The following is a 22,114-nucleotide window of genomic DNA, read 5'->3' as shown; positions in this document are numbered from 1 at the left end:
GGCGTTTTATAGGGATTGTTCCAAGGTGGAGATGTGGTCGGCGAGGCGCTTTTGAATGGCGTCCTGCGATAAGCTGGTGGGTGCGGCACCTGTGGCCTCCACGGCAATGGCCGAGGCTGTAAGGCCATGGTAGGCGGCGCGGTGCGGGTCCTTGTTATCGCTGGCAAAAGCGGCAAGAAACCCGGCGATGAACGCATCACCCGCACCTGTTACATCAACGATATTTGCGGGCAGCACCGGTAAGTTGCTCAATTGACCAGCTGCATAAAGCGTGAGCGGTTTGCTGCTGTTGGTGATGGCAACGGTACCACAGCCTTTGGCGGCAAGCGTGCTGGCGAGCTCTTCTGTCCCTGTTTCCTGCGGCAGATCAAGTAGAGCTGCGGCCTCGGCCTTGTTGGTGAACAGGAGATCCAGATAGGGCAGAAGTGGTCGCAAGCGAGGCGCTTTGGCGATGGAAACCGTATCAGCTGCCAACAGGCGTTTCCCCTTACACGCGGCAAGGGCCTGCAGGTAGCTTGGCTCCAGATTGGTTTCGCATAGCCAGATTTGCGCGTCTTGCAATTTAGCCGGCAGGTGATGCTGGCTAGGCAGCGGGATGCTTGCGGTTATCTCGCTATCAGCAATAGCGGCGAAGAGCTCGCCATCTGGCTGATGCAGAGCAAGATAGGAGCCGGTGCGCTGGTCCTCCAGCATATTGATACCTGCGGTATCTACGCCGGATTGGGCAAGGTTTTCCATCAGGAAGCGGCCATCTGCATCTGCTCCAAGGCAGCCGATTAAGGCCGGAGCTTGTTGCAAGCGCGCAAGAGCCCGAGAGATGTTGGTGGCAACGCCACCGGGCTTGGGCTCGATACTGCCGGGTGTGGAGGTATCTTGTAGTATTGGAACAACAGCATGGGCAATGCGATCCAGATGGATTGCGCCGATAACTGCGATTTTGGCCCCGGGCGGGGCGCTTTGGTTTATAAGCATGGCACTCTCTGCTTTTGAGGCTGAGAGATAACTACAGCTGGGGCCGTGGCCGCCCGCTGAGGTTATCAGTGGTTCGTGCCACTGGCGTTTACTGCGCCATTCACGAGCTGCGAAACATGCGCTATTTTTTCCAAATGGTCAAAAGCTATTTTGCCGCAGCTGCCGTGTGGTGAGGCTGGTTGTGGATGAACCGGTTGGTGCAGTGGTTAGATTTCCAGAAAACTCAAGGAGTGCCTAGCTCTAGATCGAGCTCCATCTGAAAGGCTCTGGAGGAGAGCTTGGCCTCAGGCTCCCATTGGAATTCTTTGGCAAATGGGTAGGCGGGCATGGTTCGTTTGGTGTTTGGCAGAGTGGTGATGCTCTGGTTCACCGCGCCGTCGGTGAGCGCCATGAGGGCGGGGCTTGCCAATGGGGCCAGCTGAGGCGAGAGATAACCGGATTTGACCACCAAACAGCGCTCATCTGCGGGGGTGATGCCAAAGGCTTCAAAATCGCGCAGGTTATGGAAGGGGCGCCGGTCTGCTGTCAGAATAACCCGGTTGCCTGCAATCTCAACAAGGACAGCTTGATCTTTTGCCGCTGCAGCGTTGCCGGATTTGGCAAGAAGCGTAGCAGATGCTCGCAGCAGAGGCGAGCAACTTCCCAAGGCCGCACCAACCTCAATTTGGCAGGTGGCGCCGGTCTCCATAGCCATTAGCTTAGGCAGTGCGGTGGCACAGGAAATCCCCGCAAAGACGGCGCCGCGCAACCCCTCGCGCAGGAAGGCGGCAAGTACATCTGAGCGATCGCCAACGCCGCCGCCGGTGGGGTTGTCGCCGCTATCTGCGAGAATGAGCGGGCCACTTTGGCCTGTGTTTTCTGCAAGTGCGGCTTTTATCTGCGGCAAAAGCGCGTCTAGCGTATCTGTTGTGACGCGAAAGCAACAAGCCTCTCGGGCTTGCCAATAGCTTTGTGCGATCTGGCTGACAGCGGTGCGGCAGGCGGTGTTGTCGGTGGCGGTGACCACGGCGCAGGCGGTGGCGCGGGCTTCATCTGCCCAGACATAGCCAATCATCAGGTTGGCGTCTTCCACGCCGGGTGTTTTGTCTATTTTCGGCAAGGTCGCGTAGAGGCTGGCGCAGGGGTCATCTTCGGTGGAGGTGCGCTCGCCGGGCAGTAGGACAGGCACAGGGGCCCAGCCGACAAAGGGTTTGATATCGCCTTTGATGGTGCGCACCAGCATGTCTAGCGCGCGGGCGCGGGTTGTGTCAGTATCAATATGCGGGGCGGTGCGGTAGGCGGCGAATATGTCGATATTGTCAATCACCTGCTGGGTGACATTGCCATGCAGATCGTAGGCGAGCGCTATGGGGGTGTGATCGCCAACCACAGCACGAACAGCAGAGATCCAGTCGCCTTCTGCATCTGCAAGACCGGGGGTGACCACGGCGCCATGCATAAGCAGCAACACACCATCCACGGGGGTGGCGGCGCCCAGAGCTTTCAAGAACTTGTGTTTCATGCCCTCATAGGTGGGCCGATGCACTGGCCCGCCGGGTATGGAGCGGGCGTGGAATAATGGCACAGGCTCTGCCTGCGGATGCGCGGCAAACAAGGGGGCGTGTTGGTGTGCCAGCGCTTCGCCTGCGGCGATGGTGAAATCCTGCCAATGCTGGATTTGCTGTGAGTACGTGCTGCATTCTGTATGCAGGCCGCCAAAGGCGATGCGCATGGCTGTGCTTCCTTGTTTTATTTGCTCTGCCGCGATTACAATTGCGGCATGAGGCGGCTAAGGGCATAAAAGCGCTGCAGGTCTTTGTGTTCGCTTTGCGTCCATGCGCTTTCGGCGATGGCGCTCAGGCGGGGAAAGACCATGTAGTTGAACTGATGCTGGTTTGGAATGTGTTCACACCAGATGCCCCCTTGAATGCCTTTGAGTTTATGCAGATGCGCGGGGTCTAGTCCAGCGCTTGGTTCGAAGGTATAGCAAGTTTCGATGGTGGCCACGCCTGCCCAGCTCATGCCCGGCTCCTGCCAGTTGTCGCTTTGCACCATATCCAGATAGTAAGCTTGTCCCGGTGAGGCGACCACATCATAACCTTGCTTGAGCAGAGTGTTGATCGTTTGCGGGCTGCGCCATGCCACCAAGAGGGTGTTGTCTGTGCTAATGCCACCGCCAAGTGCTGCTTCGTCCCAGCCAGCGGTTGTGCGGCCTAATCCCTCGATTATGGCTTGTGCTTTGCGCAGCAGGTGCGCTTGCAACCCCATGGTGTCAGTGTTGCCGAGTTGCTTGGCAAGCGCTTGTGCTTTGGGCGAGGCATGCCACGACTTGGCATCGACCTCATCGCCGCCAAGATGCAAATAGCGGCCGGGGAACAGTTCGGCCAACTCGCTAAACACGGTTTCCAGCAGCTCATAGGTTTCGTCCATTGCCGGGTTTAGCGCATTATTGGGATAATTCTGGATGGAGCGATAGCTATCAGCAGGTTCATCTGGATCCTTCAAATGGGGATAGGTGGCGAGCACTGCTGTCATGTGGCCGGGGATGTCGACTTCCGGCACAATGGTGATGCCAAGGCTTAGCGCGTGGGCGTTCATGGCAGCAATGTCAGCTTGCGTATAGTATCCACCATAGGGCTGCGGGCTCGAGCCAAACAACGGGGGCAGGGCACAATCTGCGCCGCGGAAGGCAACTTGTTCTGTCAACTCGGGCAGGGATTTCAGCTCGATCCGCCAGCCTTCGTCCTCCGTCAAGTGCAAGTGGAGGATGTTCATGCGGTGCCAGCTGAGAATGTCCATAAAGCGCAGGACATCATCAAGCTGCCAGAAATGGCGCACCACATCCAGATGGCAGCCGCGCCATGCAAAGCGGGGACTGTCGGCAATTGTGCCTGTTTGGGGAAAGGCGAAGCGCGCGCTATCCAAAAAGGCGGTGGTGCTGAGCTGGGCAAGGGCCATGAGGCCATGGCGCAAGCCTTGATCCGCGCCGTAGCTCAAGGTGACAGCGTTGGCTGCAAAACTTAGCTGGTAGGCTTCAGCGGCAAGATCGTTGGCTTGCATGCAGTCGAGCGCTATGGCTGCTTGCTGCTGGCTGGTGGAAAATGGCTGCGGCGCTGCTGGATAGAGGCGCTGTACGAGGGCGTTAATTGCGGCGATCTGCGCGCGCTGGGCAGGTGTCGCGGTTTGGGCAAGTGCCAGAGAGGGCGGGGCCTTGTGCCATGCCGTTATCTCGATATGGTTTGGCCAAGGTAAAAGGCCAGCGGGCGATGATGTCGTGCCCTGCGGGTAAGAGCGCGGGGCGGTACCGCGGCTGCCTTGATTGCTATCAAGATCGCTTTGCAAATCGGCGCAGATAAGAGGCATGCGCTGGCCGGTGGGGCTGGAGAGGTAGGCGCCTTGTGGCCCATCCAGCTTGTGGCGGGCAAGCACTGAGAGCCCTGTTGCGGTGATGGTCAAGGCATCACCTGCGGCAAGGTGTTGCGCCTGCGGGAACTCTATGCGGTGAAAGCTGCCGAAAGTTTCTGCCAGTACACCGCAGCTGAGCGAGGCATCCGCTGCCATGATGATAATGGAGGTAAAGGCCAGCTCGCGAAAGGTGATGCTGGTTTGCCCGTGGTTGTGCAATGTGAGTGTTAGGCACGGGGCGGGCGTGTTCGCCGCCAAATAAGCGCTCAGGTGCAATTGAGATGATGACATGCTGTTTCTCTGCAAATGCAGAGCCTCCCGAAAAGGCGGGGACAGCTGTTCTTCCCCGCAAGACCATTGAGGGCAGGCCAGCTACAGGCCGGCACTGACCTAGTTTCGTGTGGGCTTGGCGAGGTGTTTTTATCGTTATGGCCGTGCCTAAAACATTTTTGTTTTTGCGCGAACGGGGGGTTAAAGTGGTGCGTAGTCTGCACTTTGGGTAAAGGTGTGCGGCAAAGGGCTGGGGCCGCTGGTTAAGCCGCAATCGACGGGCAGGCAAACGCCGGTGATGGCATTTGCTGCCGGGCTGGCGAGGAATGCCACTGCATTGGCGACATCCTCTGGCTCTGCGACCCGGCCAAGCGGGTACCAGTAGGCGGCTTCTTCAAAGACTTTCGGATTGGCGGCGGCGCGGGCATTCCATGCTTGTGTGCGCACCGTACCCGGCGCGACTGTGTTGGCGCGCAGCCCGTATTTGCCATACTCGGTGGCAACAAGGCGGGTGAAGTGAATTAGGCCAGCCTTCGCCATGGAGTACGCCGGATGGCCAAAAACGGCCATGCCATTGACCGAGGCAATGTTGATCAGGTTGCCGCCTTGTTTGAGATCATCCTCAAAGGTTTTGAAGATGTTGGTGGCCGCTTCGAGATTTAGTGCCAGATCTTGGCGTAGTTGTTCTGCTGTAAGTTCTTGTAGGGATAGCGCAGCGGCAGCGCCGGCATTGTTCACAAGAAGCGAGACGCGCCCTAGAGGGGCGAGTTGTTCTTTAAGCGCTGTCAGATCGGCAGGACAGGTGAGATCACAGCGATGGAGCGAAAGCTTAGCCCCTTGCGTGGCAAGGGTTTTGCCAGCCCCTTCCAAGGCATCTGCATCAATATCAACCAGAGCTAGGTGATAGTCAGAAGTGAGGGCGGCGGCGATGGCGCGGCCAATATCGCCTGCTGCGCCAGTGATGATGGCAATGGCATTTGTGCTGGGGTTAGTCACCAAGGGGCTCCTTATCATCGCTGCCGCGCCGGTTGACCAATTGCAATTTGATACGGCGCAGAACTTCGCGGGCGCTGTCCTCTTTAAGCATAGCAACGCGGGTGGCGAGAATATCTAGGGTGAGCAGATAGGCATAGCGGGCAGAAGTGGGGCGTAAAATGTTGGTACCCTCTTCTAGGTCGATGCCAATGACAAGATCCGCCGCACGGGCTACAGGGCGGCTCGGGCGGGTGAATGCGATGATTGTTGCGCCATAGTCCCTTGCTGCTTCCATGGCGCGGATCAGCTCGGTGTTGCCCCCCGAAAAGGAAGAGACAATCAGCACGTCGTTCATGTCCAGAGTTGCAGCGTGCATGACCTGCAATATATGGTCGTGCACAGCAACCGCCTTGATCCCCAGCCGGAAAAGCCGCAGGCGCATTTCTTCGGTCACCCAATTCGAGGCACCGCCAGAGCCAAAGGCAGCGACTGTGCCCGCACTGGCGATCGCTCTTGCGGCTTCATCTAGGATATTTAGATCAAGTTGCTCGCGGGCGAGGTTCATCGCCGCACGGGCTTTGGAAAATAGATCGTCCGCAATATCATCGGGGGCGATACTTTTGCTCTCAGAGCGCAGAAAACGCTCACCGGCAAAGACCGCGCTTGCCAGCTGAACCTTAAAATCAGAGTAGCTGTCACAGCCAAGGCGCCGACAAAAGCGTGTGACTGTTGGCGCAGAGACGTTGGCCCGTTGGGCCAGCTCGGTTATCGACGCGCTTACTGCAAATTCAGCGTGGTCATAGAGCAGCTTTGCGATTGCCTGTTCCGATTTGGAAAGCTCTGTTTCTACCTTTTTTAAGACTGCAAAAATATCTTTCATGCGCTGCCTATTTCTTTTTATAGGCGATGCAATCCATCTCGACTTTGCAATCCACCATCATGGAAGACTGGACGCAGGCGCGTGCCGGAGGATGCTCACCAAAGTAACTTTTGTATACACCATTAAAGGACCAAAAATCGCGCGGGTCGTCGAGCCAGACACCGATGCGCACAACATCTTCCAGACCGTAGCCTGCTTCTTCAAGAATCGCGATAATATTTTTGATGGTGAGATGGGTTTGCTCAACAATCCCTGTACCGACAATTTCGCCGTCCTTCATGGCGACCTGCCCTGATACGTGCAGCCAGCCGTCGGCCTCTACCGCTCTAGCAAATGGCAGGTTTTGGCCACCCGCGCCTGCTTTTTCGACACCATATCGCTTAATTGTCATGATTTTGGTTTCCTTGAATTATGAAAATTCATTTCTTTTTGGTTTGACACTATCGTTATTTACACATAGTTTTTGATGGATTTCAACGCAAAATGAAAATGAATTTCATATGGCAGACGCAGTTGATCTTTACGCACATAATCCGTTTTCGCCTTTAGATGAGGCGCGCCATAGCATTTGGGAGATGCTTGTTGCGCGTGACATAGAGGCATTTGTTGCTGCCGACTGGGCCATGGTTGCGGGAGATTTTGTTCCCGATGAATTTATGGGAGTCGACGGGCGCAAGACGGGCCAAAGCGATCATTGGCAGTTGGCATTTCCAGACCTCGCAAGCTACCGCGATGAATGGCTGAGGCAAGCCCGGGCCTTTCAAGGGACACGCTTTGCCGAGGATGCCAAGCTGGCGATTTTTCGCGCAACCGTGCTGCGGGATATTGATATCCAAGGAGAACGGGCGATAGCGCGCAAAAAGTTTAATGGCGCCATTGCCCTTGCGGATGGCAGCGAGGATCGCTTGTTGTGGCAAACGCTTTACTACTGCAAGCGCACCGCACAAGGCTGGAAGATTAGCGGATTTACCGGCTATCTGCCCAACCCGATGGCCTAGGCAATAATAACAATAGGGAGGGCGCATGGCCCGTCGCATTTTCTGTGCTGTGTTGGCGACCGAGACCAACAGTTTTTCGCCAATTCGCATCGATTTGCGTGCCTTTGAGGCCTCCTTGCTGGCGCGGCCGGGGGAGCACCCTGACACGCCTACCTTGTGCTCTGCGGTTATCCCTGTGGGGCGGGACGTGTGCAGACGGCTGGGCTGGGACCTTATCGAAGGGACGGCGGCATGGGCCGATCCGGCGGGTTTGGTGGCGCGTGAAACCTATGAGTTGCTTAGGGATGAAATTCTGGTGCAGCTGCAATGCGCCGGGCCACTTGATATGGTTGTGCTGGGCCTGCATGGGGCGATGATTGCCGAAGGTTATGATGATCCTGAGGGAGATTTCCTTGAAAAAGTCCGCGCAATTGTCGGACCTGATGTGCCGGTGATCGCAACAACTGACCCGCACAGTCATTTGAGTGCAAAGCGGGTTGCCAATCTGGATGCTTTGATTGCGTTTAAGGAGTTTCCACACGTTGATTATGTAGAGCGGGCGGCCGATATCTGGCGGTTGGCGGAGGGCATGTTGTGCCGAGGTGTCAAGCCGGTGATGAGTGTTTACGATTGCAGAATGATTGATGTGTTCCCCACATCACGGCAGCCTATGCGCCAGTTCGTTGACGATCTTTATGAGTTGGAGCGCGTGGATGATACAGTAATCTCGGCAAGCCTGATCCACGGGTTTATGGCGGGCGATGTGCCTGATATGGGCACAAAGATGCTGGTGATTACCGATGGAAACCGGCCATATGGTGATGCACTGGCAGAGCAATTGGGCCTACGGGTCTGGGAGATGCGCGGCAAGGTGCGCAGCCCGGAGGTGAGTGTAGTCGAGGCGCTGGATCGAGCAGTTGTGGCACAGGGCGAGAAGCCGGTGGTGATCGCCGATATCTGGGACAATCCCGGAGGTGGAACCGCAGGGGACGGCACGATTTTGCTGCAACATGCGCTGGAGCGTGGGCTTAAGAATGTAGCTGTTGGTTCTATCTGGGATCCGATTGCGGTACAGATTTGCCATGCGGCTGGTGAAGGCGCGCGACTGGCGCTTCGTTTTGGTGCAAAATCAGCGCCTTTGACCGGCGATCCGATTGACGGCGAAGTGGAGGTGCTACGCAATGTGGTGCAGGCGGAGCAGAGGTTTGGCGATGGATATGCGCCGATTGGCGATGCCAGTCTTATCCGCATTGGCGATATCTACGTAATCTTAAACTCGACGCGGGCGCAATGCTTTGACCGCTCCCTGTTTGAGATTATGGGCGTGCGGCCGGAAGAGATGTCGGTGTTGATCGTGAAATCTACCAATCACTTCTACCATAGCTTTGCGCAGATTGCCGATGTCATTCTGTATTGTTCGGCGGGGCAGCCTTATCCGCATAACCCAAGAGTGACAGACTATAAGAAAGTGCGGGAAGATATCTGGCCGCGTAATTTGAACCGGCTGGTTGCCAAGGTGGTATGATGATTGGGCAGAAACTGGCGCAGCTGCGCACGCCAATTGCGGTAATCGATGCGGAAGTGATGGAAAATAACATCACCCGTGTGCAAAGCTATATGGACCGTATCGGCCGACGTTTTCGGCCGCATATAAAAACTCACAAGATCCCGGCGGTCGCGGCAAAGCAGATCGCAGCTGGTGCGGTTGGCATCAATTGCCAGAAAGTGAGCGAGGCGCAGGTTTTTGCCGATGCGGGCTTTGACGATATTTTGCTGACATATAATGTGCTTGGCGCGGAAGCATTGGCGGATCTGGTGCGGCTTAATGCGCAGATTAGCGGGCTTAGCGTGACCTGTGACAATGCTGTGGTGCTGGCAGGGCTACAACAGACTTTCGAGCAAGAGGCGTCGTTATGTGTGCTGGTGGAGTGTGATACTGGCGGTGCGCGTGCAGGCGTACAAAGCCCTCAAGAGGCGCGGGAGCTTGTGCAGCAGATACAGAATGCGCCGGGCTTGCGTTTTGGCGGCTTGATGACTTATCCGCCCGCCTATAGCGAAGGGTCTGTCGATGCGTTTTTCCTAGAATGCCTTGAATTGTTGCGACAAGAGGGGATTGAGAATGTGCCGGTGACGGTTGGTGGTACACCCAGCCTGTTTGAGGCACACAAGCTTACTTGCGCCACAGAACACCGGGCAGGCACCTATATCTACAATGATCGCAAAATGGTGGAGATGGGGCACGCCGATATCAAGGATTGTGCGATGCGAGTTTTGGCGCGCGTGGTTTCGCGGCCAACGGCTGAGCGGGTGGTGATCGATGCGGGGTCAAAGGCGTTGACCTCTGACCTCTTGGGGTTTGAGGATTATGGCCTTGTGGTTGGCTACGAGGGCGCGCGCGTGCATAGTCTGAGTGAAGAACATGGCGTGATTGATATGGGGGCGTGCGCGCAGCGGCCAGAGATTGGCGATGTGCTGGAGATTATCCCAAACCATACCTGCGTTATTTCCAATTTGTTTGATCAGATGGTGTTTCACCGCGAAGGTGTAGTGAGCGCTGTGGAGCCGGTGGCGGCGCGCGGTAAGGTCTGGTAGCGGCGTGTATTTTCGCTCTATGAAGCTGCGGTGTTAAAGAGTTCTGCAAAAAAGAAGCCCGGTTTGACCCGGGCTTTTTTAGTTTGCTGTGTTTATGCAGGCTCCATTTGTGGCAGATCAACCGGATACATGAGGTGATCCGGGATCTGGCGGGGAATGGCCTCTCCATTGCTGGTGAATAGGTGACAGTTTTGGGCTTGAAAGCGGAGGGTTTGTGCTTTGCCGCTGGCAACGCTGGTTTCGCCGGGCAGAAGGGCGCAGAACGAACCTTCGACACCTGCGAGGCTGGCATAGGCGACTGTGTGGATGCCCAGACGTTCAACCACATAAGGGGTGAGCGAGACTTCCACTTCGCCCTCGCTTTGGCTCATGTGCTCTGGGCGGATACCCAGTTTCATTGTGCTGCCTTTGAGGGAGGCATCCCCTTGCATGGGGAGGGTGGCTGTGTTGCCATCTGGTAGGCTCACGGTGATGGTGTTCGCGCCAACCTCGGTACAGGTGACCGGGATCAGGTTCATTTTGGGATTGCCGATAAAGGTGGCAACGAATTCGTTCGCGGGCTTGTGATAGAGCTCAAGCGGGCTGCCAACTTGCGCGATTACCCCGCCATTGAGAACCACGATCCTGTCGGCCATGGTCATGGCCTCAATCTGGTCGTGGGTGACGTAGATCATGGTTGCGCCGAGTTTCTCATGCAGCTTGGACAGTTCTACGCGCATTTCGGCGCGCAGTGCGGCATCAAGGTTTGATAGTGGCTCATCAAACAGGAAAACGGAAGGGGAGCGTACAATGGCGCGGCCAATGGCAACGCGCTGACGTTGGCCGCCGGAAAGCTCGCCCGGCTTGTGATGCAAGCGCTCGTGCAGTTGCAGGATATCGGCGGCGGCGTGGACGCGCTTTGTCACTTCATCCTGTGAGAGTTTCTGGACACGCAATGGGAAAGCGATGTTTTCGAACACGCTCATATGCGGATAGAGCGCGTAGGATTGAAACACCATGGAGATATTGCGCTTAACTGGCGGCAGGTCGTTTACTATGGTGCCATCGATGTCAATGTCGCCCTTGGTGATCTCTTCCAGACCGGCAATCATGCGTAGTAACGTGGACTTGCCGCAGCCGGAGGGGCCAACGAAGACTATGAACTCGCCTTGCTCTACTTCCAGCGAGACATTGTTGATGACTTCCAGCTTGTCAAAGCTCTTGTGAAGGTTGGAAATGCGCAGCTTGCCCATAGAGTGCCCTTAAAGTATCAGGTGGCCGCAATTGGTGGATTGCGAGTGCTTATCGTCTTGATGTTGTTAATTCAGGAAATGTGCCGAGCCCCACCCTACATGGGACCCGGCTTGTTGCAGTTCGTCTTACTTGGCGTCTTCGAGGCGCTCTGCAGCTTCTTCTACAGCTGCGACAGCATCGACCTCACCCAGAACAACGCCCTGAATTGCTTCGTTGATGATGTCCTGAAGTGCGACGTAATCGGTTACAAATGGCTCTGGACCACCGGTTGGGATCGCATCAAGGAACGCAGACCAGGTGGCGTCTTTGGCAACCAAACCTTTCACTTCTGGCATGTCACGCAGCGGGGTGTAACCCTCTGCCAACTCAAAGGCCATCTGGTTTTCCGGGTTGGTGAGCAGTTTTGCCAAATCAAGCGCCTGAGCCTCAACGCCCGAGCCTTTAAACACGGCCAAAGAGTCGGTGATCAGCAGGGTGCCCGGGGTGCCTTTTGGACCGACAGGGATCGGAGCAACGCCCCAATCGCCGGTGAGCTTTTTACGCTCCCATGGGCCTGAGATGAACATGCCGATTTTGCCTTCGTTGAACAGCGGGTAGAGCTTGCCGCGGTCATAGGCAATTGGGCCGGGCTGGGAAACTGTTGCCAGTTTACCGTAGAACGCCATTGCTTCAACGTTGTTTGGCGAGTTAAAGACAATCTCGCCATCAGCATTAATGACTTCACCGCCGTTGGTGTACACGTAGTTCATAAACTGGTGCATGGTGTTGTCAAAGGAAGCTGCCACAAGGCCAACGCCGTCGGCATCGGTTTTTTCCTTGATAGCCTTGGCGGCCTCGTACATCTCGTCCCATGTCTTAGGCGGAGTTTCCGGGTCCAGACCTGCGGCTTTGAACAGGTCTTTGCTCCAGTAGTAGGCTTTGGTCGAGAAGGCGCGCGGTAGGCCCCATTGCTCGCCATTGGCGGTCACTGTTGCAAGGATAGGCGCGGCGTAGGTGGCTTTTTCAGCATCGCTCATGCTCACTGGAATGATGAGATCGTTGGCTGCAAGCTGTTTTAGCGTACGGGAGCCCATGTAGGCGACTGCCGGAGGGCTACCGGCAGAGGCGAGCGTGGTGGACTTTTCTTGACACTGACCCCAAGGCACAAACTCCACATCGACCTTGAAGCCGGGGTTGGCTTTTTCCCAATCAGCGATGAGCTGGTCTTGCAGCTTGATGCCATCGCCGTTGTTGTCGCCACAGTTAATCATGTGAATTCGGGTATCCTCAGCCAAAGCGGCAGTGGACAGACCGGCGAGCACCGCGGTGCCCAATAGAATGTTTTTAAGCATGTTCACGTTCTCCGAAGTGTGATTTTTCAAGTTTTTTTGTTTTTTTGGTCATTCTTTAACGGCACCGGCTGTCAGGCCAGCCACAATGTATCGTTGCAGAAAGACATAGACGATCAGCACCGGCAGGATGCCGACCAAACTGGCAGCCATGAGCTCGTTCCAAACGACCTCTTGGCGTCCAAAAAACTGAAACAAACCGACAGGGAGGGGGTTCAGCTCGTTTTTATTGTTAAACGTCAATGCGTAGATGAATTGCTGCGCATAGGCGGCAATAAAGGTAGCAATGGAGACCACCACGATGCCCGGTAGGGCAATGGGTAGAATAACCCGGCGCAGTGTGTAGAGGCGGCCAGCGCCATCTACCCAAGCGGCCTCTTCCAACTCCTTGGGGATTTTGAGCAGGTAGGAGCGCAGCAGCCAGATTCCGGTGGGGATGACAAAGGCTGTGCCCGGAGCAATCATTGCGATGTAGGTGTTGAGCACGCCCAATTCCTGCATCACTTTGAAAAGAGGGATAATAAGCACGGCGCCGGAGACCATATTAATGGCCAGAAAGGCAGCGAGCAGGGTGTTTTTGCCGCGAAACTCAAAGCGTGAGAAGGCATAGGCGGCGGGAATGATGGCACATAGTCCGCACAGTGTTACCATGGCGGCGATGAAGAACGAGTTCAACATATAGAGCCAGAGCAACGGCACGTTCTGCCACATGGTGATGTAGGCGCTGAAACTCATCTCATCAGTGAAGAACTGATAGGGGATGGAGAACAGCGCGTTTAGTGGACGCAACGAAACGACAAAGGCTTCGATGAACGGGGCTAGAATAAAGCCCAGAAAAACAGCAAGGCCTGCGTAGATAGCAACATATTCCCACCAGCGATACTTGTTGATCATAGCGTTTAGGCTCCCTTTTTCGCGAAGCGGGAAATCAGATAGAAATAGGCACCTGAGAAGGCCGTCAAAATGCAGACGATCATCACCGCACGGGCCGCGCCCTCGCCATATTTGAAGCGACTGATTGCGGTTTTGTAGGTGTCGATAATCATAGTGGTGGTGCCGCCGCGCGGGCCGCCTTCCGTGAGAATCCAGATGATATCGAAGGAGTTGAACGTCCAGATTGCCGAGAGCAAGCTCATGGTGGCAATGGCTGGCAGGATGAGCGGCAAGGTGATGCGACGGAAGCGATAGCCCCGGCCTGCGCCATCTACCCATGCAGCCTCATAAAGATCGCCCGGAACCGCTTGCATGGCAGCAAGGACGAAGATGGTGACCATGGGCGTGCCGATCCAGACATCGGTGATGATGGTGGCAAGGAATGCTGTTTCCCGGTAGGCGAGAAACTCCAGTGGGCCGCCAATTATCTCAAAGCGCTGCAACAGGCCGGAAATCATGCCGAACTGGCCATTGTACATCCAGCCCCAGATGAACACCCCAATTGCAATGGGAATGACCCATGGCGGGATGACAAGAATGCGGGCAAGCGTGCGCCCGGGGACTGCGCTGTTTAACAGCACCGCGCCAAAGGTTCCAACCAGCATTTTCAGAGCGACTGAGAGGGCCATCCAGTAAAATGTGCGGGCGATAACCTCTGGAAAGCGCCGGGAAAAGATTTTCTCGTAATTGGCAAAGCCAATGTAGTTTTCTGTCGGCTTTAACGAGGCGTCGGTGAAAGAGAGGCGAATGGTTTCCACCAGCGGCCATGCAACAATAACCAGCGTGATCACAATGGCTGGCAGCAACAGGAGGTAGGGAAACAGGTCGCGTTTTAACGTCTTTGGCATGTTGGCCCCGTAGGTTAGCTCAGTTTATAGCTGTCGAACTGCTGCCAGATTGGCGCCATATCGATGACGCTGCTGCTGTGCCTCGCTTCATCCAGCATGAGAGCGGTGAGGCCTGCTTGCAGCGCATCGATGATGCCGACGGGTAGATCTGCTTCGCCGCGTATGTAAGCGATAATATCGGCGCTCATCATGCTGTCGGCGCCATAGTGGCCGCTGCGATTGCCACCCAAGTCATCCAGATGAACCAGCTCTTCAGAGGTCATTGCGTCATGCACGCGATAGTAGTTGCGCACGAAATCGCCTTCCGCCATGCCGTTTGTGCCAATGATGGCAAAGCGGCGATACTCGTCGGCGACTGCCATGTTGGTGTGAAAGCACAGGTTCGCGCCGCCTTCATATTCGATAAGCGCGGTTTGATAATCGATCAGGTCGCCATCGCTGTCGAAGTCGGCCTCGCTGCCATTCCAACGCGGGGTGAATGGATCAACGCGATCAGGGTATTCCGGTGCTGGGAAGCGATGTGGTTTTTCGGGTTTGTTCTGCGGCGTGAAGAATTTCCTGCCACCAAAGCTGGCCAATTTGATTGGGCGGGCGCCAATGATGCCTTGATAAAGGTCGAGGTCGTGGCAGCATTTTTCCAGCATGAAGCCGCCGGAATACTTGCTGTGGCGGCGCCAGTCCTTCATGAAGAACGAGCCATGATAGGGTGCGATATGCTCGGCGGCCTCAATGGAGATAATGTCGCCAATTTGACCGGAGTTTTGGCTCTCACGAATTTGGCGGAATAGCGGCGAATAGCGAAGCACCAATCCAATCAACAGGCGTTTCAGGCCGTTGTGCTTTGCCATCAGCTCCAAGAGCTTGAAGGTTTCTTCCTTGGAGATGATCACCGGCTTTTCGGTGAAGATGTAGGGCGTGGGGGACTCCAGCGCCACCTTTATATGTTCTAAGTGCAGGAAGTTGGGAGAGCCGATCAGGACAAGATCAAGTTTGTGAGCTGCAAACATTTCCTGAGGGGTTTCGTAACCCTGTAGGGGCTTGCCTAGCTGACTTTGCAAAACACTCTGCCCTGCCGGAGCAGGATCGCTGTAGGCAACAAACTCCAGATCAGGCGCGGTTTTGTAAAACTCGTGCGCGACATGGGCAATGCGGGCCCCGAGGCCAATAATTCCAACTTTCATTTGTCCCCCAAAGCATGTTGCCCTTCGCCAAGAATGCCCTGCAAGAGAAACGTATATAGAAAATAATTTACATTTTCTGTATCGATGCGTTTCGAGTTGCAAGTCGAGCTACATGCCATTTAATCGATATTGTTGTAGGTTTCAGTAGTGAAATGATTGTTGGCTGATGGATTAGTCTATTGTTGTAATTATATAAATTCCATCAATCGAAGTATATAAACTTCATTCATTACTGAAAAAAACTAATCACCCCACAACAACTAGTTTACTTACTCCGTAATTAAATATGGTATGAATTTTCGTATTTGTAAACCGTGAATAGTCAAAGTCTATCACCAATAAAAAGGGGGTTATATCCCTGATATTTCATGGAAATTCTATTTGAGAGTCTGTGTGGTGGGGAAATTTATGTAAAAAATTTTCTAATTTTAAGCTACTTAACCCTGAAAATCCAAGGTGCTATGCGGGAAAACACGAATCAAGAATGTCATCCGGGTGCGCGGGCGTTATAACTTAAGCTCGTTTTGGAGCCATGATTGAAAGAGTTTTACGGCGGGGCGTTTGGCGTGCTCTTTGGGGTACGCCAAAAAGTAGTTGCGCATGCCGCGTACGCTAAGCGGGGTAACTGGCTGAATCCGTCCTTGGGTAAGCTCTTCACCAATTAGCTGGCGGTCTATCAGGGCGACGCCGATGCCAGTGACGCACGCCTCGAGTATTTGCGAGTTGTTCTGCAGTTCAAGTCGGGTTCCTGAGGGGGTGAACTCTTGGCCAAGGGCGGCGAACCATTCACGCCATTCGCTTGGCACCTGCGAATTGTATAGCAGCGGGAGGGTTTTTAGCTGCGTGAGGTTGTTGGCCCCATTCGCTATGGACGGGGCCGCGACGGCGATAAGCTCTTCTTCCAGAAGAAGGGTGCTGGAGAGGCCCCGCCAAGTGCCTCCACCGCGGCGGATTACCAAATCCAGATCCTCCCTGTCGAAATCTGAGCGCTGTGTGCTGGTTTGAATAGCGAGCTCCCAGCCTGAGTGTGCTGCTTGAAACCTGTCTATGCGCGGCATGAGCCAGCGCGTGGCGAAAAACGGGACAACGGACATGCGGATTTGCCGGTCACGGCTTGGTCCGGCGAGGCTGCTGGTGGCGCGAGACAGGATTTGCAGAGCCTGTTGTACCTGCGTGTAATACTGGTCGCCTTTTCGGCTTAGGCTTACTTGACGCGCGCTGCGTTCGAAAAGCTTGACTGTGAGTGTGTTTTCAAGCTGGCGGATCTGATGGCTGACAGCGGATGGGGTAATGTTAAGCTCTTCTGCCGCAAGTAGAAAGCTCTGGTGGCGGGCGGCAGCTTCGAAGGTGCGCAAGGTGTTTAGGGAGGGAAGTTGCATTGTTCTAGAATCGCCTATAGATGAGCTTTTATTCATCTATAAACTGAAAAATCTCTTTTGTCTGCGCTTGTGTTTCCGAGTATGGGTTACGTAATATCAACGATAACATGGGAGTGAGTTATGCAGCTTACAGGAAAGCAACTCATCGCGGGAGAGTGGGTCGCAGCTGCCGGGGCGCCTGAAATTTTGGCTATTGATCCAGTGGCCGATTTGGAGCTATCAGGTACGTTCTTCGAGGCTTCGCTTGACGAGGTAGAGCGCGCAGTCGCGGCTGCTGATATAGCTTTCTTGCCCTACTCGCGCCTAAGTGATGTAGAGCGCGCCGCATTTCTTGATGAGATTGCGGTACAAATTGAGGGTGCTGCTGACGACATTGTGCTGCGTGGGCAACAGGAAACGGGTTTGCCGGAAATGCGGCTTAAGGGTGAGCTGGGTCGCACCTGTGGCCAGTTGCGTCTGTTCTCCAACTTGTTGCGTCGTGGTGACTGGCGCCGCCCGGTTATCGATCAGGCAGATCTGGCGAGGCAGCCGGTGCCCAAGCCGGACACAAGGCTAACGCAGATTGCGCTTGGCCCTGTCGTGGTGTTTGCAGCCAGCAACTTCCCGCTGGCGTTCTCTACTGCTGGTGGCGATACGGCTTCGGCTTTGGCAGCTGGGTGCCCGGTTATTGTGAAAGCGCATTCCGCGCATCCGGGAACTTCTGAGCTGGTGGCTGCGTGCATTGCGAAGGCGATTGCCGCGTGTGATGTGCCCGCGGGAACTTTTGGCCTATTGCACGGGCCAGGGCAGACAATTGGTGCGGCGCTTGTGAGGCACCCGAAAATCAAGGCAGGTGGTTTCACCGGTTCTGTTGTTGGTGGGCGTGCTCTTTATGATTTGGCGCAGCAGCGACCGGAGCCGATCCCATTCTTTGGCGAGCTTGGCTCTACCAACCCTGTTTTCCTGTGTGATCATGCGTTGCAAGATAAGGGAGCGAGTATCGCTGCGGGCTTCGTTGGGGCTATGGTGCTTGGCGCGGGTCAGTTCTGCACCAATCCGGGCATGCTGGTGTTGAAGGACGATGTGGCAGGGCAAGCATTCCTAGCCGAAGTTGTTAAGGGTGTTGAGGCGCAGCAGGGGCAAGCCATGCTGACGCGCAATATCTGTAGCAGCTTTAATAAGGGGAATGCTGCACGCGCTGATGTGGGTGATGTTCAAGTGCTGGCAAGAGGGCAAGATGTTTCTGGCAATTTTGCGCAGCCGATGTTGATGCAGGTTTCCGCTGCGGATTACCTAGCTAATGCGGAGCTGCAAGAGGAAATCTTTGGCCCATCAACATTGGTTGTGCTGTGCCGTGACGAGGCAGAGGTGAGCAAAATTGCCGCTAGCTTCCACGGACATTTGACGGCTTCGATCTTCATGGAGGATGCTGATGCGGCGGTTGCTGGCGAGCTTGCAAATGTGTTGCAGGATAAGGTTGGTCGCTTGATTTACAATGGCTTTGGTACCGGTGTTGAGGTGTGTGCCAGCATGTCTCACGGTGGGCCGTACCCATCTAGCACGAGTGTTCAATCCACTTCTGTGGGTGAGCGGGCGATTGATCGTTTCGTCCGCCCTATTTGCTACCAAGGGGCACCGCAGGCGTTGCTGCCAGCTGAGCTGCGCGATGATAATCCCCTTGGCCTTATGCGGCTTGTTGACGGGGTGTTGAGCGACAAGAAGCTGAGCTAGTCACTTATCTGCAATTTACCGTCTGCTGCGGGGAGCAATTTCCCGCGGTGGGCCTTGCTCTAGGAATTTTGTGCGCAGGAGGTGCTTCTGTGTGCTAATTCCGCTCGTTCTGGATGCAATGAGAGTATTGTTTTCCACTTTGTGTGGGATGGGGTGATATTATCATTGTCTTCGATTTGGAATGAGTTTATGTACCTAAGTAATACCCGTTAAATTGGATACAATATCCATTTACTAATGATGGTGTTTGATATGCCATTTGCTGAAAAAGTCCTTAAAGGGAGGGGCTTTTGGGGGTGTCTTTTGGGGGCTTGCCGTAAGGCAAGTTATTTGGAATGGGCGCATCTGACTTGGTGCAGCTCAAATTTTCTCAAGTATTGCAAGGGGGACCTGCGCTTGAGATTGGGAGGATATCTAATGAAGTCTACGTTCTTGGGCCGCGTGTGTCAGGCGGCAGTTCTTGGCGTTGTTGCCGCTGGTTTTGCAACTTCGGTTTCTGCAGCTGATTTGCGCTTGAAGTTTGCCGGTGTGGCGCCTGTTGACCATGAAGGCACCCGCATGATGAAGCAGATCGAAAAAGAGATCGAAGCTGCTGATGTGGGTTTGAAAGTTTCCGTTTTCCCTGCGAACCAGTTGGGTTCTGGCGAGAGCCTCGTGGAAGATACGGCTCGCGGGAACATCGATTTTTCCATGGGCTTTATCTACGCGCATAAGGACCCGAAGCTTGACATTCTATCCACGCCGTTCCTCGTTTCCAGCTATGACGAGATGCAGAGCGTGCTGCGCGATCCTAATTCAGAAGTCATCAAGGTGCTTACCGAGCGCATGGATAAGCTTGGTCTTGTGCTGCTGAATGCAAACCCTGAGGGCTTCACCGGTATCGTTTCCAACAAGAAGCCTGAGGATTTTGCCGGTCTTGGCGACAAAGGCATGAACATCCGCGTTTGGTCTTCTTCTGTGCTGAAGTCCATGGTTGAAAGCATCGGTTATCAGGCAACCACCATGGCATGGGGCGACATCTTCCCTGCGCTGCAGTCTGGTATCGTTGATGGCGCGATTTGCTGCACCAAAGAAGCAACCTACACCATCTTCGCCAAGTCCAATGTTGGCAAGTACTACATCGAGATCAACGCGATTCCTGAGCAGACTTTCTACTACGCTTCCAAAAAGACTTGGAACAAGTTGAATGATGAACAGAAGAAAGTTGTAAAGGCTGCTTTCCAGCGCGCTTCCGACGACTTCTTTGCTTACAACAAAGCAAACGATGCGAAGTTTGAACAGAAGCTGGTCGACGCTGGCTACGAAATCCTGCGCTATACCCCAGAGCAGAACAAGATGATTGTTGATCACGTCAAGAAGAACGTCTGGCCTGAAATGTCAGAGACTGTTGGCAAGGACTTGATGGACCGCATCACCGCTGCCAACTAATCAGCGAAAACCTTGTGGGCCAGTCCTTATGCATAAAAGGACTGGCCCCTTTTGCTTTTGGGGGTAGGGGACAAATGACTAATCTAACTGACGAGTTGCCGGGCGGAGCCGCGGGGCCGCTGGAACGGGTGCTGAAACTGATGCAGGCGCTGGTGATTGCTGGCGGTGTAGTTATGGCGCTGACATTTTCCTTTGTGGTGGTGTTTCGTTATGGCTTTAATGCCAACTTGTTCGCCTATGAAGAGTGGCTCATGGCTGCCTCGTTCTGGGTGTTCTTTATCGGTGCGGCTTTGGCGTCGGCGCAAAAAGCGCATATTAACGCTGACATTCTGGGCTTTCTCATAACAAATCCGCGTGTGATCTGGTGGCGTGAGCTGGTGGTTGAGACCATCGAGATTCTTGTGCTGCTGCTGGTGTGCTACTGGGCGTATCTGATGATTGCCGAAGAGATTGGCACCTATCCCCTTTGGCAAACTACCAATGCTCTGAAAATTCCGTTTCTCGTGCCGCGCCTTGGTATTTTCGTTGGCTACATCTGCATGACTGCTTTTGCCATTTTGCATTTCTATCTGCTCATCAGGAAGGGGCCGGGCTGGGCGGATCATCATGAAGAGCTGGAGCATCCGCCAGTTGAAGACATTGCACTGATAGATGAGGGCAAGGGCAAATGATTATTTTCGGTAGTATTCTTATCATCTGCACCTTGTTGCTGCTGGGCGTGAGTGTGCATTTGGCGTTTGGCGCTGTGCTGGCATTTTTGGCGGTGATGGGCGGTCATGATGTGGCGGGTTATTTGCCAACCGGGCATTGGCGCATGGATTCTGTTGTACTGCTCGCTATTCCGCTGTTTATCATTGCAGGTGGCATCATGGAGCGCGGCAAGATCGCGGCGCCACTGGTTGCGATGGCGGAGTTGTTCATCGGGCATATTAAGGGTGGCCTCTCTATTGCAGCGGTGTTGGCCTCTGGTGTGTTTGGTTCTATTGCGGGGGCGGCAAACGCGACTTTGATCTGCATTGGCTCGATCATGATGCCGCATCTGCGCAAAGCCAATTATCCGCGCGGATTGTCAGCGGCACTGCTTGTGTGCTCCAGCCCGTTGGGCTTATTGATCCCGCCAAGTACCTCCCACATTCTTTATGCTTGGGTTGCACAGCAATCGGTGTTGCGGGCGTTCCTTTCCACCATCATTCCGGGCATCATCTTGGTGGTACTGCTGATCATTGTGAACCAGATTTGCCTGCGCAAGCATAAAGACATCAAACTGATGAAGCGCCCGGAAAACTTTGGCTTGGCGCTGAAAACCCGCTCCATCAAAGCATTTCCGGCAATGATGATGCCCGCCATTATTCTTGGTGGTATCTACGGCGGGGTGATGACACCAACAGAGGCGGCGGGTGTTGCCGTGCTGTATGCGGTGCCGATCGCGATTTACGTTTACCGCGGCATGACATGGAAGCAGTTTCGCGAAACCATGCTGCATTCCGGCGTAACCATCGGAGTGGTTATGGCGATGATTTTCATGGTGTTGATCGTTAGCCGCTTCCTGATTTTCGAAGACATTCCAGCGATTGCCGAGGAGTTGATCTATTCGGTCTCTGATGATCCGATTGTGATTCTGCTGATGGTCAATCTGGTCATGATCCTTGTTGGCATGCTGATGGATGACATCTCCGGGCTGTTGCTGTGTACGCCATTGCTGTTGCCGATTGTGCAGTCGGTTGGGATGGACCCAATTCATTTCGCCGCGGTGCTTGGGGTGAATTTGGGCATGGCAAACATTACACCGCCAACTGCGCCGCTGCTTTATCTTGGTGCGCGGGTGACAGAGGTGCCGGTGAATGAGATCTTAAAGCCGACTTTGCTGTTTATTGTCTTCGCATGGTTGCCAACGTTGATGTTGACCACCTTTATCCCGCAGCTCGCTTTGTGGGTGCCAAACCTGCTGCTTGGTTAAGCCGGTTAGACGGGATCCTATGTAAAAAGAAATGGGCGCGGCCAATGAAGGCGGCGCCCTTTCTACT

Annotated in this window: 19 protein-coding genes; 7 read left to right on the top strand and 12 right to left on the bottom strand. The window is 54.6% G+C overall.

Annotated elements, in window-relative coordinates:
- Positions 1 to 6: 6 nt before the first annotated feature.
- The 6 genes from AYK82_RS09415 to AYK82_RS09390 form a co-directional block, all read right to left on the bottom strand.
- Positions 7 to 972 (bottom strand): carbohydrate kinase family protein, encoded by a 966-nt coding sequence (locus tag AYK82_RS09415; protein WP_068314543.1) that lies wholly within the window; start codon positions 970 to 972, stop codon positions 7 to 9.
- Positions 973 to 1,195: 223 nt separating this feature from the next.
- Positions 1,196 to 2,683 (bottom strand): M81 family metallopeptidase, encoded by a 1,488-nt coding sequence (locus tag AYK82_RS09410; protein ID WP_068314542.1) that lies wholly within the window; start codon positions 2,681 to 2,683, stop codon positions 1,196 to 1,198.
- A gap of 35 nt (positions 2,684 to 2,718) precedes the next feature.
- Positions 2,719 to 4,647: a beta-N-acetylhexosaminidase gene (locus tag AYK82_RS09405; protein WP_068314541.1), complete on the bottom strand. Its 1,929-nt coding sequence runs from the start codon at positions 4,645 to 4,647 to the stop codon at positions 2,719 to 2,721.
- A gap of 180 nt (positions 4,648 to 4,827) precedes the next feature.
- A complete protein-coding gene (locus AYK82_RS09400) occupies positions 4,828 to 5,622 on the bottom strand; it encodes an SDR family oxidoreductase (RefSeq protein WP_244265745.1) in 795 nt (264 codons plus the stop codon).
- Positions 5,615 to 6,481 carry a MurR/RpiR family transcriptional regulator gene (locus AYK82_RS09395; RefSeq protein WP_068314538.1) on the bottom strand — a complete coding sequence of 289 codons (867 nt, stop codon included), beginning with the start codon at positions 6,479 to 6,481 and terminating at the stop codon, positions 5,615 to 5,617. The genes AYK82_RS09400 and AYK82_RS09395 overlap by 8 nt, the downstream gene beginning before the upstream one ends.
- Before the next feature lie 7 nt (positions 6,482 to 6,488).
- Complete coding sequence (locus tag AYK82_RS09390) at positions 6,489 to 6,872, bottom strand: RidA family protein (protein ID WP_068314536.1); 384 nt, start codon at positions 6,870 to 6,872, stop codon at positions 6,489 to 6,491.
- 109 nt (positions 6,873 to 6,981) lie between these two features.
- Here AYK82_RS09390 and AYK82_RS09385 point away from each other — a divergent pair, with 109 nt between their 5' ends.
- The 3 genes from AYK82_RS09385 to AYK82_RS09375 are packed head-to-tail and all read left to right on the top strand — an operon-like array spanning position 6,982 to position 10,050.
- Positions 6,982 to 7,479, top strand: coding sequence for a hypothetical protein (locus AYK82_RS09385; protein ID WP_068314534.1), 498 nt, complete (start codon positions 6,982 to 6,984; stop codon positions 7,477 to 7,479).
- Between the two features lie 25 nt (positions 7,480 to 7,504).
- Entirely contained in the window at positions 7,505 to 8,983 is a 1,479-nt protein-coding gene (locus tag AYK82_RS09380; protein ID WP_068314532.1) for a M81 family metallopeptidase, read from the top strand.
- Positions 8,983 to 10,050: an alanine racemase gene (locus tag AYK82_RS09375; protein ID WP_244265744.1), complete on the top strand. Its 1,068-nt coding sequence runs from the start codon at positions 8,983 to 8,985 to the stop codon at positions 10,048 to 10,050. Before AYK82_RS09380 ends, AYK82_RS09375 begins: the two co-directional genes overlap by 1 nt.
- A 92-nt stretch (positions 10,051 to 10,142) precedes the next feature.
- Here AYK82_RS09375 and AYK82_RS09370 read toward each other — a convergent pair whose 3' ends face one another.
- From AYK82_RS09370 to AYK82_RS09345, 6 genes are all read right to left on the bottom strand, one after another.
- Positions 10,143 to 11,282, bottom strand: coding sequence for an ABC transporter ATP-binding protein (locus AYK82_RS09370; protein ID WP_068314530.1), 1,140 nt, complete (start codon positions 11,280 to 11,282; stop codon positions 10,143 to 10,145).
- A 126-nt stretch (positions 11,283 to 11,408) separates the two neighbouring features.
- Positions 11,409 to 12,614, bottom strand: coding sequence for an ABC transporter substrate-binding protein (locus AYK82_RS09365; protein ID WP_082733838.1), 1,206 nt, complete (start codon positions 12,612 to 12,614; stop codon positions 11,409 to 11,411).
- A gap of 48 nt (positions 12,615 to 12,662) precedes the next feature.
- A complete protein-coding gene (locus tag AYK82_RS09360) occupies positions 12,663 to 13,505 on the bottom strand; it encodes a carbohydrate ABC transporter permease (protein WP_068314529.1) in 843 nt (280 codons plus the stop codon).
- A 5-nt stretch (positions 13,506 to 13,510) separates the two neighbouring features.
- On the bottom strand, positions 13,511 to 14,392 hold the full coding sequence (locus AYK82_RS09355; RefSeq protein WP_068314526.1) for a carbohydrate ABC transporter permease: 882 nt from the start codon (positions 14,390 to 14,392) through the stop codon (positions 13,511 to 13,513).
- 14 nt (positions 14,393 to 14,406) lie between these two features.
- Positions 14,407 to 15,573: a Gfo/Idh/MocA family protein gene (locus tag AYK82_RS09350; protein WP_068314523.1), complete on the bottom strand. Its 1,167-nt coding sequence runs from the start codon at positions 15,571 to 15,573 to the stop codon at positions 14,407 to 14,409.
- Positions 15,574 to 16,079: 506 nt separating this feature from the next.
- Positions 16,080 to 16,952: a LysR substrate-binding domain-containing protein gene (locus AYK82_RS09345; RefSeq protein WP_068314520.1), complete on the bottom strand. Its 873-nt coding sequence runs from the start codon at positions 16,950 to 16,952 to the stop codon at positions 16,080 to 16,082.
- Between the two features lie 120 nt (positions 16,953 to 17,072).
- Between AYK82_RS09345 and AYK82_RS09340 the strand changes: the two genes are divergently transcribed.
- The 4 genes from AYK82_RS09340 (at position 17,073) to AYK82_RS09325 (ending at position 22,047) form a co-directional block, all read left to right on the top strand.
- Positions 17,073 to 18,662 (top strand): aldehyde dehydrogenase (NADP(+)), encoded by a 1,590-nt coding sequence (locus tag AYK82_RS09340; RefSeq protein WP_068314517.1) that lies wholly within the window; start codon positions 17,073 to 17,075, stop codon positions 18,660 to 18,662.
- A 417-nt stretch (positions 18,663 to 19,079) separates the two neighbouring features.
- Complete coding sequence (gene dctP, locus AYK82_RS09335) at positions 19,080 to 20,090, top strand: TRAP transporter substrate-binding protein DctP (RefSeq protein WP_068314514.1); 1,011 nt, start codon at positions 19,080 to 19,082, stop codon at positions 20,088 to 20,090.
- Positions 20,091 to 20,164: 74 nt separating this feature from the next.
- Positions 20,165 to 20,761 carry a TRAP transporter small permease gene (locus AYK82_RS09330; protein WP_082733836.1) on the top strand — a complete coding sequence of 199 codons (597 nt, stop codon included), beginning with the start codon at positions 20,165 to 20,167 and terminating at the stop codon, positions 20,759 to 20,761.
- A complete protein-coding gene (locus AYK82_RS09325) occupies positions 20,758 to 22,047 on the top strand; it encodes a TRAP transporter large permease (RefSeq protein ID WP_068314511.1) in 1,290 nt (429 codons plus the stop codon). The genes AYK82_RS09330 and AYK82_RS09325 overlap by 4 nt, the downstream gene beginning before the upstream one ends.
- Positions 22,048 to 22,114: the final 67 nt, after the last annotated feature.

This window comes from Polycladidibacter hongkongensis (assembly GCF_001561995.1).
GTDB lineage: Bacteria > Pseudomonadota > Alphaproteobacteria > Rhizobiales > Stappiaceae > Pseudovibrio > Pseudovibrio hongkongensis.
This window is presented reverse-complemented; position numbering and strand designations above follow the sequence as displayed.